The organism is Idiomarina sp. D18 (assembly GCF_057748155.1).
The window spans coordinates 2,244,587-2,258,802 of record NZ_CM173240.1 but is presented as its reverse complement, the minus strand read 5'-3'; the positions used below and the strand labels follow the sequence as shown (position 1 = coordinate 2,258,802).

Here is a 14,216-nt window from a genome sequence, read left to right as displayed (position 1 = left end):
ATGTCCTTACAAATAATGATCAACTAAGAGAATGACGAACATTAACATCAGATGCCAAATGGAGAAGGTGAACATGCTATATGCCGTATTTTTTTCCGGTGCATATTTAAGCTTCCATGCATACCCCAAGAAGATCATGTTTAAAGCGGTTGATCCAATCAGATAAAGCACGCCTGACATACCAACGAGATAAGGCAGAAGACATACCACCGATAGCAAAATAGTGTATAGAAAGATGCAAGTCTTGGTAAATTCGACGCCATGGGTGACCGGTAGCATTGGGACTTTAGCTCGCGCATAGTCCTTTTCTCGATGCACGGCGAGTGCCCAGAAATGGGGCGGTGTCCAGGTAAACACGATCATGACTAAAAGAATCGCAAAACCGTGGATCTCATTGGTCATGGCTGTCCAACCTAACAGCGGTGGCGCTGCACCTGCCAAACCACCAATCACAATATTCTGTGGCGTGGCGCGCTTTAAAAACATGGTGTAGACCACTGCATAGCCCACCATACTGGCAAAGGTTAACCAAGCTGTTAGTGGGTTTACCCACGCGTATAACATGACAAAACCTACGAGCCCCAGGATCGTAGCAAAGGTCAATACACGCGTTGGTGAGAGACTTCCTTGTGGTAGCGGACGACGTAAGGTTCGCGCCATCTTGGCATCAATATGGCGGTCGACTAAGTGATTAATCGCCGCTGCGGCGGCAGACATTAGACCAATACCCGCGAGGGCCGGAATCAGAGTCCAAACGGGCAACGCGTTCTGCGTCGACAAACACATGCCGACCACCGCCGTCAGAAGTAGCATGGCGACGACCCGTGGCTTTGTGAGCTCTAGATATTCGCGCCATTTGATGATGGGGTGTTCGAGCTTTTTATGGCTTGTTATGGTTTGCATAAACACCTCTTACGCTTTGCGTGAAAGATTATAATTGAGTGCAACGAGTGACAGCAGTAGTAGCGCACCCACAGCGTTGTGTGCGACAGCGACCGGTAAAGGAAGGCTGTAAATTACATTGCTAAGGCCAAGGCTGATCTGGACTGTGAGTAATAAGGCTACCCAAGCTAATGAGCGTCTAAAAAAGCCAGACTGAGCTTTGCGCCAACATTTAAATAATAGCCAAGCTAATACCAGTGTAGTAAAGATCGCACCAAAACGATGCATGATGTGCATCGTCATTCGGTCGTCGTAATCATGGGCGCCAAATTGATAACTCGTTGCCTCAGGTACACTGAACGCGCCCGCAAAATCGAGCTGAGAAGTCCAATTACCCTCACAAACGGGTAGCTCGGTACAGGCGACTGCCGCATAGTTTGCGGCAACCCACCCACCAAGCGCTATTTGTCCGATAACGACTAACAACGCAAATAGTGCCAGTCCACGATATTTGCGTAGCTCCGGGTCGCCTCCTCCCAATCGGTAGGGTTCTAAACGCAGTGATAGCAGAAATAACAGCGACAGTACGCTAAAGCCACCGAGCAAGTGTCCCATGACAATGAGTGGCTGCAGGTTCATTGTGACAGTGAGCATGCCAAGCGTTGCCTGGAATATGACTAATAGCAAAATAAACAAAGGTAACTTCTTAGGCGTTGACTTTGAGTCGAACGTAGAACGCCTCTTTAATACTGAGCCGACAGCGATGACTAGAATTAAAAGACCTAACGTGCCAGCAAAGTAGCGATGAATCATTTCATTCCATGCTTTATGGTGTTCAAGCGGCGCATCAGGGAAACGCATTTGTGCTTCAGCAACATGATGCTCTTGAGTAGGAACACTCATAAACCCATAGCAGCCAGGCCAGTCAGGACACCCCAAACCCGCCTCGGTAAGTCGGGTATAAGCACCGAGAACAATTACACAAAATGCTAAAAGCAAACTGATTTTAACGAGTGTACGCATGAGTCAATCCTACCCAATCCGAGAAAGCTTTAACATTTTGCGAAGGTCAGCCAAGATGTTCTTGCCTTCTAAAACCATCGTTTCATGATCGGCATAAGTGGGGTAGTGCAGCATGACGTGGCCTTGTGGATCGATGATAAATACATGATCTGACGGAATGACCTTAACGGCGTTTATGATCTCGGGTGACTGTATGGCTACAATATCCTGCCAATGAGGCAACTCGCGTTGTTTGGACACCGTGTGTGGTGATAGCACGACGGGGGTCACGCGGTCGCTATCTTTTCCCAAAGCCACATCGAGTTGACCCAGCACATATAATGTATTCTTACATTGCTGACTGCACTCGTCCGGCATTCGATAAGCGACGCGCCAACCTTCCGGTAACACTTCGAGTTGCGATAACGTGAGCGGTTGCTCAAGCAACACGCCTTTATTGGTAGCGGGCTGATACCAGTGTGTTTTAAGGGTCAGCCATGCGCCTATGACGGGCAGAGCGAATACTGCAATAACAATGAGCAACGTGCGTTGTGAGCGTGTGAGGGAGCTCATGGTGTCTCCTCTTGTTTTGATTTATTTAATTTGTATAGCACTACAAGGTATACCACTAAGCAGGCAATAGCGAGTGAAAACCATTGTACCGCGTAAGCCTGATGTTTTTCCGGTGCCATGACTTGAGGCTCCCACTGTTGCCGAAAACCTTTCAGTTGTGGCGAAACCAACAATAGCTCATAAGGTTTTAGCGCTATCCCCGTGTGCTCACTAATGGTTTGCGGGATAAACTCTTGGACGCGTTTTGGCCATTTCGTGTGTTGCTCCTCAAATACTTGAGAAATAAATTGATTCGCCTGAGGGATGCGAACTAAACCTTCTATTGTTAATTCCTGTTGCGGTAACTCGACGGTTGGAATTTCTGAGCGGGACCGTGGCGCCGCTATCCAACCTAAGTTAACAGGTAACAGCTCGCTTAATTGAGTGCTTTTGAGTAAAGCAATGACGTGATAACCAGGTTGCCCTTCAACCATTTGATTATCGAGCAAAAAGTAGCGTTTAGTATCGATTTGGCCTGTAACGCTAATTAACTCGAAGCGGTTTAGGGAGTTGCGATCCGATAGTCTGTCTGTCAGTGGGCGAGCCTGCTGATTTTGTGCCTGCGCAAAATCGGTGAACAGCTGTTGTTTCTGTTGAGCGCGATCGAGTTGCCAGAATCCCAACTTGACCAAAATGGCAATAGCAATCACAGTAACTATTGACGCTACTAAGGGGATTTTTATGTTACTTCTTTTCAAACTCATTATTGTCGCGCTTCTTCTTTATATGATTTTTAATTTATTTCGCGCTCTGTTCGTGATGTTGAGCAATGACCCAGAAAAACCGCCGATGTCGCGTTATTTAGGACGTCGGGTGGGTATCGCCGCGATCGTTTTACTGCTCATGGTGATCGCGGCGTATGCAGGCTTTTTACCGTTTCATCCAAGGCCCTATTAAGCCTTAAAGCACATACACAATCACAAATAGGCAAATCCACACCACGTCAACGAAGTGCCAGTACCAACTGGTTGCCTGAAAGGCGAAATGCTTTTGTGGCGTGAAGTGTCCTTTAAGCACGCGTAAAAACATAATGATCAACATCAGTGTGCCTAGCGTGACATGCATGCCATGGAAGCCTGTTAGCAGATAAAAGGTGTTTCCGTACACGCCAGATTGTAAGGTGAGTCCCAACTCCTCGTAAGCATGCACATACTCAGTGCCTTGCAAATAGAGAAATATCATGCCGAGCACTATTGTTAGGCCAAGCATTGCAGTGAGTTGGGTCCGTTTGTTTTTCTCCAGGCCCACGTGGGCAAAATGGCAGGTTATCGAACTGGTGATCAAGATGACGGTATTAATCAATGGTAATCCGTACCAGCCCATCGCTTGTGTTTTGGTTCCACCCGGTGTTTCAACGAGAGGCCATTGAGCAACGAACTGAGGCCATAAAACTTCACCTGTCATGACGTTATTGCTGGCGCCATCTAACCAAGGCACCGCAATCATTCGCGCGTAGAAAAGCGCGCCAAAAAAGGCACCAAAAAACATCACCTCAGAGAAGATGAACCAACTCATACCTTGCTTATAAGAGGTGTCGAGTTGATCGCTATGAAGTCCGCTCATTGTTTCATTGATCTGATCGCGGAACCAACCGAACAGCATCACCGCAATGACACCAAATCCGGCGAAAAGAACGTGCGACCCCCAACCTTGCGTATCGCTGGTTGCTTCAATAACGGTATGGGCGGCGCCCCATGCAATTAATCCTAAGCCAAGCGCTCCCACGATGGGCCAAATGCTTGACGGTGGTACATAATAACTTTGTTGTTGTTCTGCCATAACGACGTATTCCTTATTCTGTTGACTCAAGCAAAGCCAGAGCTTCTGGCGTCGCGTTGGCTGTCATATCATACAGCGTGTATGACAGGGTGAAGGTGGTGATATGGGCTGGAATGTCAGGGTCAATATAAAACTGCATTGGCATTTTGGCATCGTTGCCGGCGGCCAGCGGTTGCTGATTGAAACAAAAACATTCGACTTTATTAAGATAAAGTGATGCCTCTGCTGGCGCGATAGAAGGAATCGCTTGAGCGACCATATCATCAGGCGTTGGGTTCGCGGCAAGAAAGTTTACGACACGTACTTCGCCAGGATGAACGCGCACCTCTTTAATTTCCGGTTCGAACTTCCACGGAATGCCCTGTGCTGTTCGCGTAATAAATTGCACTCTGACGGTACGACTTTTATCGACCTCATGTTGACTGACCGCAGCAGGTTCGTTGTTGGTACGTCCGTTAAACCCGGTGACCTCGCAAAATACGTTATACAACGGTACCAGCGCAAAACCAAAGGCAAACATGCCTGCTACGGTGAGTAGCAGGCGTTTGACGATTTTACTATTGTTAGCACGTTTATCAGACATAAGATCACTCCACTTTGGGTGGTGTCTCAAACGTGTGATAGGGAGCTGGTGACGGAACGGTCCACTCGAGGCCTTCCGCGCCATCCCACGGCTTGGCTGCTGCTTTTTCACCACCACGCGCACATTTGATCACCAACCATAAAAAGATGAGTTGTGATAAACCAAAGGCGAAGCCGCCGATACTGGTGATTTGGTTGATATCTGCGAACTGCACCGCGTAGTCGGGGATACGACGAGGCATACCGGCTAATCCCGCGAAATGCATTGGGAAAAACAACACATTAACCGAGATGAGAGAGCACCAGAAGTGCAGCCTTGCCAATGTTGTATCGTACATGTGTCCGGTCCACTTCGGCAGCCAATAATAGCTTGCTGCCATGACAGAGAAGATTGCTCCGGTTACCAACACGTAATGAAAGTGAGCGACGACAAAGTAAGTATCATGATACTGGAAGTCGACAGGGGTCATCGCAAGCATGACACCGGAGAAGCCGCCAATCGTGAACAAAATCACGAATGCGAGTGCGAATAGCATGGGAACCTCAAACGAAATCGCGCCTCGCCACATCGTGGCAACCCAGTTAAAGACTTTAACACCTGTCGGTACAGCAATTAGCATCGTGCAGTACATGAAAAAGAGCTCGGCGAAAACGGGCATACCTGTAGTAAACATATGATGTGCCCAGACCAGAAACGATAAAATGGCAATCGAGGCGGTTGCATACACCATCGAGGAATAACCAAATAATTTTTTCCTTGAGAAAGTCGGTATGATCGCTGAAATAATGCCGAAAGACGGCAATATCATAATGTAGACCTCGGGGTGACCGAAGAACCAGAAAATATGCTGGAACATGACCGGATCACCGCCGCCGGCGGCATTAAAAAAGCTTGTGCCAAAGTACTTATCGGTGAGGACCATCGTCACAGCGCCTGCAAGTACAGGCATGACGGCAATCAATAAAAAGGCAGTAATTAACCACGTCCAGACAAATAAAGGCATCTTCATGTAAGTCATGCCCGGCGCGCGCATGTTGAATATGGTTACGATAACGTTGATCGCGCCCATAATGGATGAAATACCCATGATGTGTACGGCGAATACGAACAGCGCTGTGGAGTCATTACTGTACGTTGTTGAGAGCGGCGCGTAGAACGTCCAGCCAAAGTCGGGACCGCCGCCTTCCATGAATAATGATGACAAAAGAATCACGAAGGCGAATGGAAGAATCCAAAAGCTCCAGTTATTCATGCGCGGCAATGCCATATCAGGCGCGCCAATCATCATCGGCACCATCCAGTTCGCAAGTCCCGTAAAGGCCGGCATTACGGCGCCAAAAATCATAACGAGTCCATGCACGGTGGTCATCTGGTTAAAAAACTGAGGCTCCACCAGTTGTAAACCCGGTTGAAAAAGTTCGGCACGAATGACCATCGCCATTGCACCGCCAACAAAAAACATAATTAAACTAAACCACAAATACATCGAACCAATATCTTTGTGGTTTGTGGTAAACAACCAACGAGTAATGCCAGACGGCTTATGATCGTGGTGTGCTTCGTGATTGTGATCGTCCACTACTGTGCTCATCACCGTCTCCTTATTTATTCATTGCTGCGTTAATGTCGGCGGCTTGTACCATCTCGCCCGTATCATTACCCCAGGCATTACGCTCGTAAGTAATAACAGAAGCCAGCTCTTGCATTGTTAATTGCTGAGCAAAAGCTTGCATCGCTGATCCTTGGACACCGTGCAAAACAATATCAATGTGCTTATCGATATTTTCTGGCTTAGACGCAATCGGACTGCCTGCAAGCGCAGGGAAGGTGCCTGAAATGCCTTGACCGTTAGGCTGATGGCATGCAGCACACGTACTGTTATAAATTTTTTCACCCATCGCCATTAACTCGTCCATCGACATTTCCATATCAAGCAATTCTTGCTGGCGCTTTTGCTCGGCAATTTGCTTTGCTTCTGTCTCGTCGATCCATTTAGCGTAGTCTTCAGGGGTCTTTGCAATTACAACGATGGGCATAAAGCCGTGGTCTTTGCCGCACAACTCGGCACACTGACCGCGATAAATACCGGGTTCATCAATTCGAGTCCAGGCTTCGTTAATAAAGCCGGGGTTGGCATCCTTTTTAACGGCAAAATCAGGTACCCACCAACTGTGGATAACATCGTCAGAAGTGACGAGAAAACGAACCTTTTGACCCGTCGGCAAAACAAGTGGGTTATCGACCTCTCTAAGGTAGTTTTCACTCTTATCAAACTTATTATCTATTTGTTGTTGTTGAGTCGCTAAGCGACTAAAAAATTCTACTTCGCGATCAAAATATTTGTAGTGCCATTTCCATTGGGATCCGGTGACCTGAATAGTTACGTCAGCATCTGATGTATCTTCCATTGCTATTAAGGTCGATGTTGCAGGTATCGCCATACCCACCAAAATAAGGAACGGAATCAGCGTCCAAAGAATTTCAACCTTTACATTCTCATGGAACTTCGCGGGCTCACGACCGCGGGATTTGCGGTGTCTAATCATTGAATAGAACATCAGTCCAAAAACGACAACACCGATCACACAGCAGATATAAAATATCGTCATGTGCAAGTCGTAAACGTCCCGACTGACTTCTGTTACACCTTTCGTGAGGTTGAGGCTGCGCTCTTGGGAAAGCGCAGATGCACTATACAACAGGGGTAGTGCCCATAACGGCTTCATTTTCACGTGACTTCTCCTCTCATTCTTCTCTGCTTGAGCAAAATGCTAGCTTGGAAGAACAAAGAGGTAAGCAGAAAAAGGAACAGCTTCTCCCCAGAAATCACTTTCTCTACCAACTCTTTGTTGTAGTTTATAAGTTATACTAATTTATATAGTTGGGTAGTATCATTTATTAACTAAAATCTACACAAAGATCTAGATCAAAAACGTTAAATGGTCAAAAAGTGTCCATAAATGTTAAAAAAAAGGCTGCCGAAGCAGCCAGAAATGTATTAACCCTGTTGGGGGGATTAGTGCAGGTGGGGGGTTAATACATCCTCTTCAAACATGAAGCTCTGAGTTTGGCTCACTCGAGATGATAGACGAATACGCTGCGCAGCGCGCTTGTCGAAGCCACTAACCCAAGCGACCACAACGTCACTGGTTCCTGATAATACGGCTTGTTCGAGTGCCCATGCGCGATCGTCCGTCTTGCCTGGGCGTAGCCAACGAATACGTTGGCGAGGAATACCTGCGTTAACAAGTTGTTGTACAAAACTCGCCTGTCCACCGATAACTGTAATCCAGCGCTGTCCGATGCTGTGTACTGCCGCTTCAAGTGCCGCTGATAAACTAGGCGGAACAACATTAGGCGTAATCACTTCGGCCTGTTGATTGTTGTATGTCCATAGTCCAGGGTGATTGCTGCTGTTTGATTGTAGTCTTTTCATAAAGATGCTCCGTTACGAATGATGCCAACGGCAAGTCCTTCGATAGCAAATACTTGCTGGGCAAGGTCGACAACAATCGTAGAGAACTCTTCGTTCTCGGGATGCAATAGTACTTGACGACCTTTTTGTTCAAACCGTTTAACCGTGACTTCGTCTTCAACGCGGGCGACTACAATCTGCCCATTGCGCGCTTGTTCAGTTTTATGGACAGCGAGCAAATCACCGTCCAAAATTCCAATATTTCTCATGCTCATCCCGTTAACACGAAGCAAAAATTGTGCACTGGGATAAAACATTGATTCATCGAGTTGATAATGGCGTTCGATATGCTCTTGGGCCAATATGGGCTCACCAGCTGCCACTTGACCAATGAGCGGCAAGCCAAGCTCTTCTTCTATATCTTCAGCCACTAAGCGAATGCCGCGAGACATGCCCGGCATGATTTCAATCACGCCCTTTTTGGCTAACGCTTTTAAATGCTCTTCAGCAGCGTTGGCTGAGCGAAAGCCCAACCGACTCGCGATTTCGGCGCGCGTAGGCGGCATACCGGTTGCTTGTAAGTTATCTTTAATTAACTCAAGAATTTCGGCTTGTCTGGGAGTCAGTGGACGCATAGCAATTACCTGTTTATCTGTACAGTATACTGTGAGTATATACAGGTATTGTTGAGATGCAAGTCATTTTATTCGACGACTTTTTCGAACGGAATTGTTATGATTATTGTCTTACTGTTTTAAACGCAAGGGTAGCAAGGAATATCATGACCGCGGTGAGTTGGAGTTACGCGCTCTTTAAACATCCTATCCGTTGGATGACACGAGCAATGACCATAATTGATAAACCTGAGGCCGATCAGGCGGATATCACGGTAGCACCTGTGGTGTACGTGATGCGCTCAAATGCCAAGTCTGACTTCGCCATTTTGCAGCGTTCCGCGCGTGAAAATCAGCTACCCGATCCACAACAGCCCCTGTACATCAACGGAAAGTCGTTTGATCGAGTGCTACTGTTACCGGAGCGCGATGACGCCGCTTCAGCACGAGCACTTTCGCAATTTCAAGCGCTACTAGAAGCGCATCAAGCCGATCCTGAGCTGGATGTACAATTACTCCCAGTGGGGATATTTTGGGGCCGCAAGCCCGGACAAGAGGCCCACGCGGGAAATGCCATGACCGGTGACTTAGATAACCCGGGGCATTTGCGTAAGTTCTGGTTGATCATGTTCTCCGGGCGTCAAGTTCTATGCCGCATGTCGCGTCCTGTAAGCTTAGGCCAGATGAGTCGTCAAAGTGGCGCCGATTATCGTATCGCGCATAAACTAGCGCGTGTGGCACGGGTCCACTTCGTGCGCATGCGTTATGCGGTTGCGGGTCCTAAATTGAGCGATCGCAATGAACTTTTGAACCAGCTTCTGAAAACACCGGCGCTTAAAAAGGCGATAAAAGATGAGCAACGCTCGAATAAAGTGGATGAGGCGCAAGCCTTAAAAAAGGCTAAAGGCTATTTAAACGAAATTGCCGCAAACTACAGCGAAACCCTGGTACGTGTATTAGATCGCTTTATGACATGGATGTGGAGTCGAATCTATAACGGTATCGATGTACGCGGCGCCGATGAAGTGCGTAAGCTTGCCCAGCAAGGGCATGAAATCATTTATGTACCTTGTCACCGAAGTCATATGGATTACTTGCTGCTAAGTTACGTTATCTATAAGCAAGGTCTTGTACCTCCGCATATCGCCGCAGGGGTTAATTTAAACTTTTTCCCTGTGGGTTCGATTTTCCGCCGTGGCGGCGCATTCTTTATTCGTCGTTCGTTTCGCGGCAACAAGCTCTATTCATCTGTATTTCGTGAGTATCTATGCTGGTTGTTCCAGAAAGGCTACCCGGTCGAATACTTTACCGAGGGTGGACGCTCACGTACGGGGCGTTTATTGCCGCCTAAGACGGGTATGTTTGCCATGACCGTGCAAGGTATGTTGAGAGGTCAGCAAAGACCGATTTCGATTGTACCCGTGTACTTAGGTTATGAGCACGTAATGGAGGTAGCAACTTACCTCAAAGAGCTCAAAGGTAAAAATAAAGAGAAAGAATCGTTGTTCCAAGTTTTGAAGTCCGTCACTAAGCTGAAAAACTTTGGTCAGGGATTTGTTACTTTCGGCTCGCCCATCGATCTAAAAGCCTATATGGATGACCATGTTGAGGACTGGCAGCGTTCTGTCACACGAGGCGCAGAAGAGCCCGAAAGACCCAGTTGGCTAACACCGACGGTCAATGGCTTAGCCGAGCAAGTAATGCGCGGTATTAATGATTGTGCGGCTGCCAATAGCGTTAATCTCACGGCATTGGCGTTATTAAGTTCGGAGCATAACGCACTAACGCGAGAGGAACTGATTGCCCAAATCAATGTTTACCTGGATTTACTACGCGAGGTGCCATATACGCATCACGTCAACGTACCTGAGCAGTCAGCAGAAGAGCTGTTGTCGTTGGCGCTACGCACCGATAAGTTTGACGTACAAGATGACTCAATGGGGCAGGTCATCTCATTGCACGCAGCGAATGCTATTGCAATGACGTATTACCGAAATAATGTACTTCACTTAATGATATTACCCGGTGTGATTGCATCTTTGATTCATGCCAAACAAAAAGTGAACGTCACAACTATTATTGAGCGTTGTAGCGCAGTATACCCCATGTTGCAGGCTGAGTTATTTTTGTCACACAGCGACAAGGATTTAGATACTTGGGTGCGTGCTATCGTGGAAGAATTAGAACGCCAACAGCTTATTAGCCTTGATGGTGAGATGGTGCGCGCAGCAAACCGCGAAACGGCGGCGTGGTTACAACTTAAGTTATTGGCGGGCAGCGCAAGCGAAACGTTACAGCGTTATGCAATCGTTTTAGAGTTGTTGCAGCAAGCGCAGCCGATTAAGCGTGCCGAGCTTGAGCGTCAGTCGATAACGCTCGCTGAACGACTCAGCGCGATTCATGGCATTGATGCGCCAGAGTTCTATGATAAGAAAGTCATGACAAGTTTTATCGCAAGCCTTAAGGCCCAATCTCTCTTGCAAGTCAACGATGATGGCGATCAAGTGGCTGCGCCTGAAATAGGTCCATTAAGTGACGACATAGACGAGTTGCTCGATCCGACAATCTTGCAGACGATTCGTCAATCGGTGCAACAGTTGATGGTCAGCGCAGACTAAATGCGTTGACCATCCGCTCGAATCATTAATACCAGTAATGAAGCGCAAGGCTGACGCCAATCACCATTCCGACGTAGTGATTATGCAAAAAGGCTTGGAAACAGGCCTTAGGTGCTCGTTCTCGTATCATCCAATGTTGATAACTAAACAGACAAGCGGCGGCTATGAGACCGAGCCAAGCGTACCACTGCAAATTGAGGTGATGCCAAACCACGGTGAGAATAATTAAAGTCACAATCTGCAAGGCAGCGATAATGAGTCTATCGTACCGACCGAACAGGATGGCGGTACTTTTTATGCCTACTTTGAGGTCATCTGCTCGATCCGCCATAGCGTACTCGGTATCGTAGGCAATGGTCCAAACGATATTAGCAATAAACAAGCCACCCGCAAGCCACCATTGATCGCTATTCAGCGCACTAAATGCCATCAAAATACCGAAACTAAACGCGATACCTAACACGACTTGAGGAAGTTGTGTCCAACGTTTGCAAAATGGATAGAGAGATGCCACACCCGCTGCGGCAAAAGCCAGCATAATGGTTTGTGTATTAAACTGGAGCACCAGCAGAAATGCGAGTATCAAAAGTCCAAAGAATAACAGGATGGCCTCGGTGCTGTTGACCTCACCGGAAGCAAGAGGGCGTAATTTTGTGCGCTCCACATGACCATCAAGATTACGGTCTGCGAAGTCATTAATCACACAGCCTGCTGAGCGCATTAAAAATGTACCTAACATAAATATGACTACGACTTTGAGCGGTGGATTACCGTCACCGGCAATAAGAAGTGCCCATAACGTTGGCCATGCGAGCAGATAAGTACCAATAGGACGGTCAGCGCGCATTAAACGCCAATAGCTGTTAAGTTTACTCATTGATTACCTCAGTATATCGGTACAGGGCTTAAGAAAAACTCGCTTACTAAAACACTTTGTCCCTGGGTTTCGAACAGGCTCCGTCGTCCCCAAAGAGGGCCTTTTTGCTGATAAAAGTGCTGATTAATTTCGTTGATACCATGGTTTAAAGGTAGTTGAGTAACCTCAAAAGTCGAGCGAGTCAAATCGGGCTGGTTAAATAATGACTGACCTAACGACTGTGTCCCGAGCTCACCCAAATTAAGGTTATGCCGGTCTGCCGCCGATATAGGAAAAACGCTACGAGCGAATACGAATGGACGCTCGTCTAGAGTGAGTAATACTTCCCGAACAACAAAAAGAGTTTGCTGTGGAAACTCTGAACGTTCATTGGCAAAGGGTGATGCCGCAGTTTGACCGATGAGTTCCACCGCAAAAGAGCCTGGTAACGAACGTAACTTGGCTGTAAGTGAACTCTCGTCTAGTAACCAATCTCGGACGGTTGGTTCTAGTTGGATATCGGAGGCACGCTGCCAACAACAAGGTTCGGTACTGAGAAATTCAATAGACATAGTGATTGGTGCTCATGATATTCTTTGGCTATCATACCAAAGCCACTGCCGTTAAACATTATAAAGGCTAATGAATTATGACCTTGCAACGTTGGTTGTTCAGCATTTTGTTACTTTTCAGTCTGACGCTATTCTCGGCAAGCGCCGCGCGAGCTCAGGATGTCGCTTACTATGGATTTGAGCCAGATATCATTACAAATTTTATTAAGGATAAAGAAGAGTATCGACTTGGCTTTATTCGGGTTGCTGTAGAGGTCATGGTCGATAATCCACAAAATGTGAGCGTGGTAGAGCATCACGCTCCATTGTTGAGAGATGCTTTTATTCAGATCCTAAGTACAGCGAGTGAACAGCAAATCAGAACAATGACGGGCAGAGATCAGTTGCGACTTAAGTGTTTTGAACAAGCACAGCGATTGATGGCGAAGGAGACCGGCAGTACGGTGATCAAGCAAGTCATTTTCACGAAATATATTTATCAATAGCGTGGTTTGGGCGTGAGTTTGCGAACGGTGATCCCTGCAATGCAACCTGCTATCAGCCCAGCTAAGTGAGCTTCGTTTGCCACGTTGACCCAGAGCACATCAGTGTAGCCAAGTATCAGCCAACCCAGCATAAATAGAATGAGTGCAGGTGGCAGTTTAAGCGGAGTATTGCGCTGCCCACTATATAGCCAACAAAAACCCAATAAACCGTAAACCACACCGGACATCCCGCCAAAATTAGGACCACTTACTTGAAATTGAATGACGTTAGCACTGACAGCGGTGAGTACGAACAAGGCAAACAACCAACGTGTCCCTAAATAGACCTCTATCCGACCACCTAAATACCACCACCAAAATAAGTTAAAAACGATGTGGGTAGCGGAAAAATGAAGAAAGGCAGGCGTTATAAACCGCCAAGGAGCATCGAGCGGGAGCTGAGAAAAGCTATCGCTAATGATAAAGTAACGAACAAAAGCATCACCGCCCGCCATAATGCCCATAAACATAAGCACGCAAACCACGGCAATGATGCGGGTTAACCAACCTGTATTTTTCATCAGGTCATTCAGCAATTCACGATTTTTTGTCTGTTCACGAACCGCAACGATGTCTGGGTCAGCCTTAAACTCGTCTATAAGTTGGCGAGCTCGTGCCTCGTAACTGCTTTGATGCAGTAGCAAATCCAGTTTGCCATTTCGCTCACTCACACTGACAGGGATACCTTGGCTACGAAGCCACGCATATAACTGCTGAAGGTAAGGACCATCCTGAGTTGTGAGTAAGCGTTTCATTAAT

The 14,216-nt window shown here is 47.2% G+C and carries 16 protein-coding genes; 3 read left to right on the top strand and 13 right to left on the bottom strand.

All coding sequences use genetic code 11. The features are described from left to right. Nucleotides 1-6 precede the first annotated feature (6 nt). From cyoE to AC3AP5_RS10850, 4 genes are read right to left on the bottom strand one after another with little or no spacing between them, the layout of a single operon-like run. Complete coding sequence (gene cyoE / locus AC3AP5_RS10865) at nucleotides 7-903, bottom strand: heme o synthase (RefSeq protein WP_006953851.1); 897 nt, start codon at nucleotides 901-903, stop codon at nucleotides 7-9. Nucleotides 904-912: 9 nt separating this feature from the next. Further along, the gene (locus tag AC3AP5_RS10860; protein WP_006953850.1) at nucleotides 913-1,905 is read right to left on the bottom strand and encodes a COX15/CtaA family protein; all 993 of its coding nucleotides are present in this window, start codon (nucleotides 1,903-1,905) and stop codon (nucleotides 913-915) included. 9 nt (nucleotides 1,906-1,914) lie between these two features. Then, the gene (locus AC3AP5_RS10855) at nucleotides 1,915-2,457 is read right to left on the bottom strand and encodes a hypothetical protein (RefSeq protein ID WP_006953849.1); all 543 of its coding nucleotides are present in this window, start codon (nucleotides 2,455-2,457) and stop codon (nucleotides 1,915-1,917) included. Continuing rightward, a complete protein-coding gene (locus AC3AP5_RS10850) occupies nucleotides 2,454-3,200 on the bottom strand; it encodes an SURF1 family protein (protein ID WP_040487462.1) in 747 nt (248 codons plus the stop codon). The genes AC3AP5_RS10855 and AC3AP5_RS10850 overlap by 4 nt, the downstream gene beginning before the upstream one ends. Here AC3AP5_RS10850 and AC3AP5_RS10845 point away from each other — a divergent pair. Then, nucleotides 3,178-3,393 (top strand): DUF2909 domain-containing protein, encoded by a 216-nt coding sequence (locus AC3AP5_RS10845; RefSeq protein WP_006953847.1) that lies wholly within the window; start codon nucleotides 3,178-3,180, stop codon nucleotides 3,391-3,393. The genes AC3AP5_RS10850 and AC3AP5_RS10845 overlap by 23 nt on opposite strands. 3 nt (nucleotides 3,394-3,396) lie before the next feature. Here AC3AP5_RS10845 and AC3AP5_RS10840 read toward each other — a convergent pair whose 3' ends face one another. The 6 genes from AC3AP5_RS10840 to lexA all read right to left on the bottom strand — a co-directional run bounded on the left by AC3AP5_RS10840 (nucleotide 3,397) and on the right by lexA (nucleotide 8,908). After that, on the bottom strand, nucleotides 3,397-4,275 hold the full coding sequence (locus AC3AP5_RS10840) for a cytochrome c oxidase subunit 3 (RefSeq protein ID WP_006953846.1): 879 nt from the start codon (nucleotides 4,273-4,275) through the stop codon (nucleotides 3,397-3,399). Between the two features lie 13 nt (nucleotides 4,276-4,288). Continuing rightward, nucleotides 4,289-4,858: a cytochrome c oxidase assembly protein gene (locus tag AC3AP5_RS10835; RefSeq protein ID WP_006953845.1), complete on the bottom strand. Its 570-nt coding sequence runs from the start codon at nucleotides 4,856-4,858 to the stop codon at nucleotides 4,289-4,291. A 4-nt stretch (nucleotides 4,859-4,862) separates the two neighbouring features. Beyond that, the gene (gene ctaD, locus AC3AP5_RS10830) at nucleotides 4,863-6,449 is read right to left on the bottom strand and encodes a cytochrome c oxidase subunit I (RefSeq protein WP_286682182.1); all 1,587 of its coding nucleotides are present in this window, start codon (nucleotides 6,447-6,449) and stop codon (nucleotides 4,863-4,865) included. A 10-nt stretch (nucleotides 6,450-6,459) separates the two neighbouring features. Beyond that, nucleotides 6,460-7,584: a cytochrome c oxidase subunit II gene (gene coxB, locus AC3AP5_RS10825; protein WP_040487493.1), complete on the bottom strand. Its 1,125-nt coding sequence runs from the start codon at nucleotides 7,582-7,584 to the stop codon at nucleotides 6,460-6,462. Between the two features lie 290 nt (nucleotides 7,585-7,874). After that, nucleotides 7,875-8,294: a hypothetical protein gene (locus AC3AP5_RS10820; RefSeq protein WP_286682181.1), complete on the bottom strand. Its 420-nt coding sequence runs from the start codon at nucleotides 8,292-8,294 to the stop codon at nucleotides 7,875-7,877. Then, entirely contained in the window at nucleotides 8,291-8,908 is a 618-nt protein-coding gene (gene lexA, locus AC3AP5_RS10815) for a transcriptional repressor LexA (protein WP_006953841.1), read from the bottom strand. The genes AC3AP5_RS10820 and lexA overlap by 4 nt, the downstream gene beginning before the upstream one ends. Before the next feature lie 146 nt (nucleotides 8,909-9,054). On the opposite strand from lexA, the gene plsB reads away from it, so the two are divergent. Continuing rightward, nucleotides 9,055-11,505: a glycerol-3-phosphate 1-O-acyltransferase PlsB gene (plsB, locus tag AC3AP5_RS10810; protein WP_487326705.1), complete on the top strand. Its 2,451-nt coding sequence runs from the start codon at nucleotides 9,055-9,057 to the stop codon at nucleotides 11,503-11,505. A 25-nt stretch (nucleotides 11,506-11,530) separates the two neighbouring features. On the opposite strand, the gene ubiA is transcribed toward plsB, so the two are convergent. Together ubiA and AC3AP5_RS10800 are read right to left on the bottom strand one after the other, a co-directional pair. Then, nucleotides 11,531-12,382, bottom strand: coding sequence for a 4-hydroxybenzoate octaprenyltransferase (gene ubiA / locus AC3AP5_RS10805; protein WP_487326704.1), 852 nt, complete (start codon nucleotides 12,380-12,382; stop codon nucleotides 11,531-11,533). An 8-nt stretch (nucleotides 12,383-12,390) separates the two neighbouring features. Continuing rightward, nucleotides 12,391-12,933, bottom strand: a complete 543-nt coding sequence (locus tag AC3AP5_RS10800) for a chorismate--pyruvate lyase family protein (protein WP_487326703.1) — start codon at nucleotides 12,931-12,933, stop codon at nucleotides 12,391-12,393. A 77-nt stretch (nucleotides 12,934-13,010) separates the two neighbouring features. Here AC3AP5_RS10800 and AC3AP5_RS10795 point away from each other — a divergent pair, with 77 nt between their 5' ends. Next, on the top strand, nucleotides 13,011-13,418 hold the full coding sequence (locus AC3AP5_RS10795; protein ID WP_006953837.1) for a flagellar basal body-associated FliL family protein: 408 nt from the start codon (nucleotides 13,011-13,013) through the stop codon (nucleotides 13,416-13,418). Here the strand turns inward: AC3AP5_RS10795 and AC3AP5_RS10790 are convergent. After that, nucleotides 13,412-14,212, bottom strand: coding sequence for a rhomboid family intramembrane serine protease (locus AC3AP5_RS10790; RefSeq protein WP_487326702.1), 801 nt, complete (start codon nucleotides 14,210-14,212; stop codon nucleotides 13,412-13,414). The genes AC3AP5_RS10795 and AC3AP5_RS10790 overlap by 7 nt on opposite strands. Nucleotides 14,213-14,216: the final 4 nt, after the last annotated feature.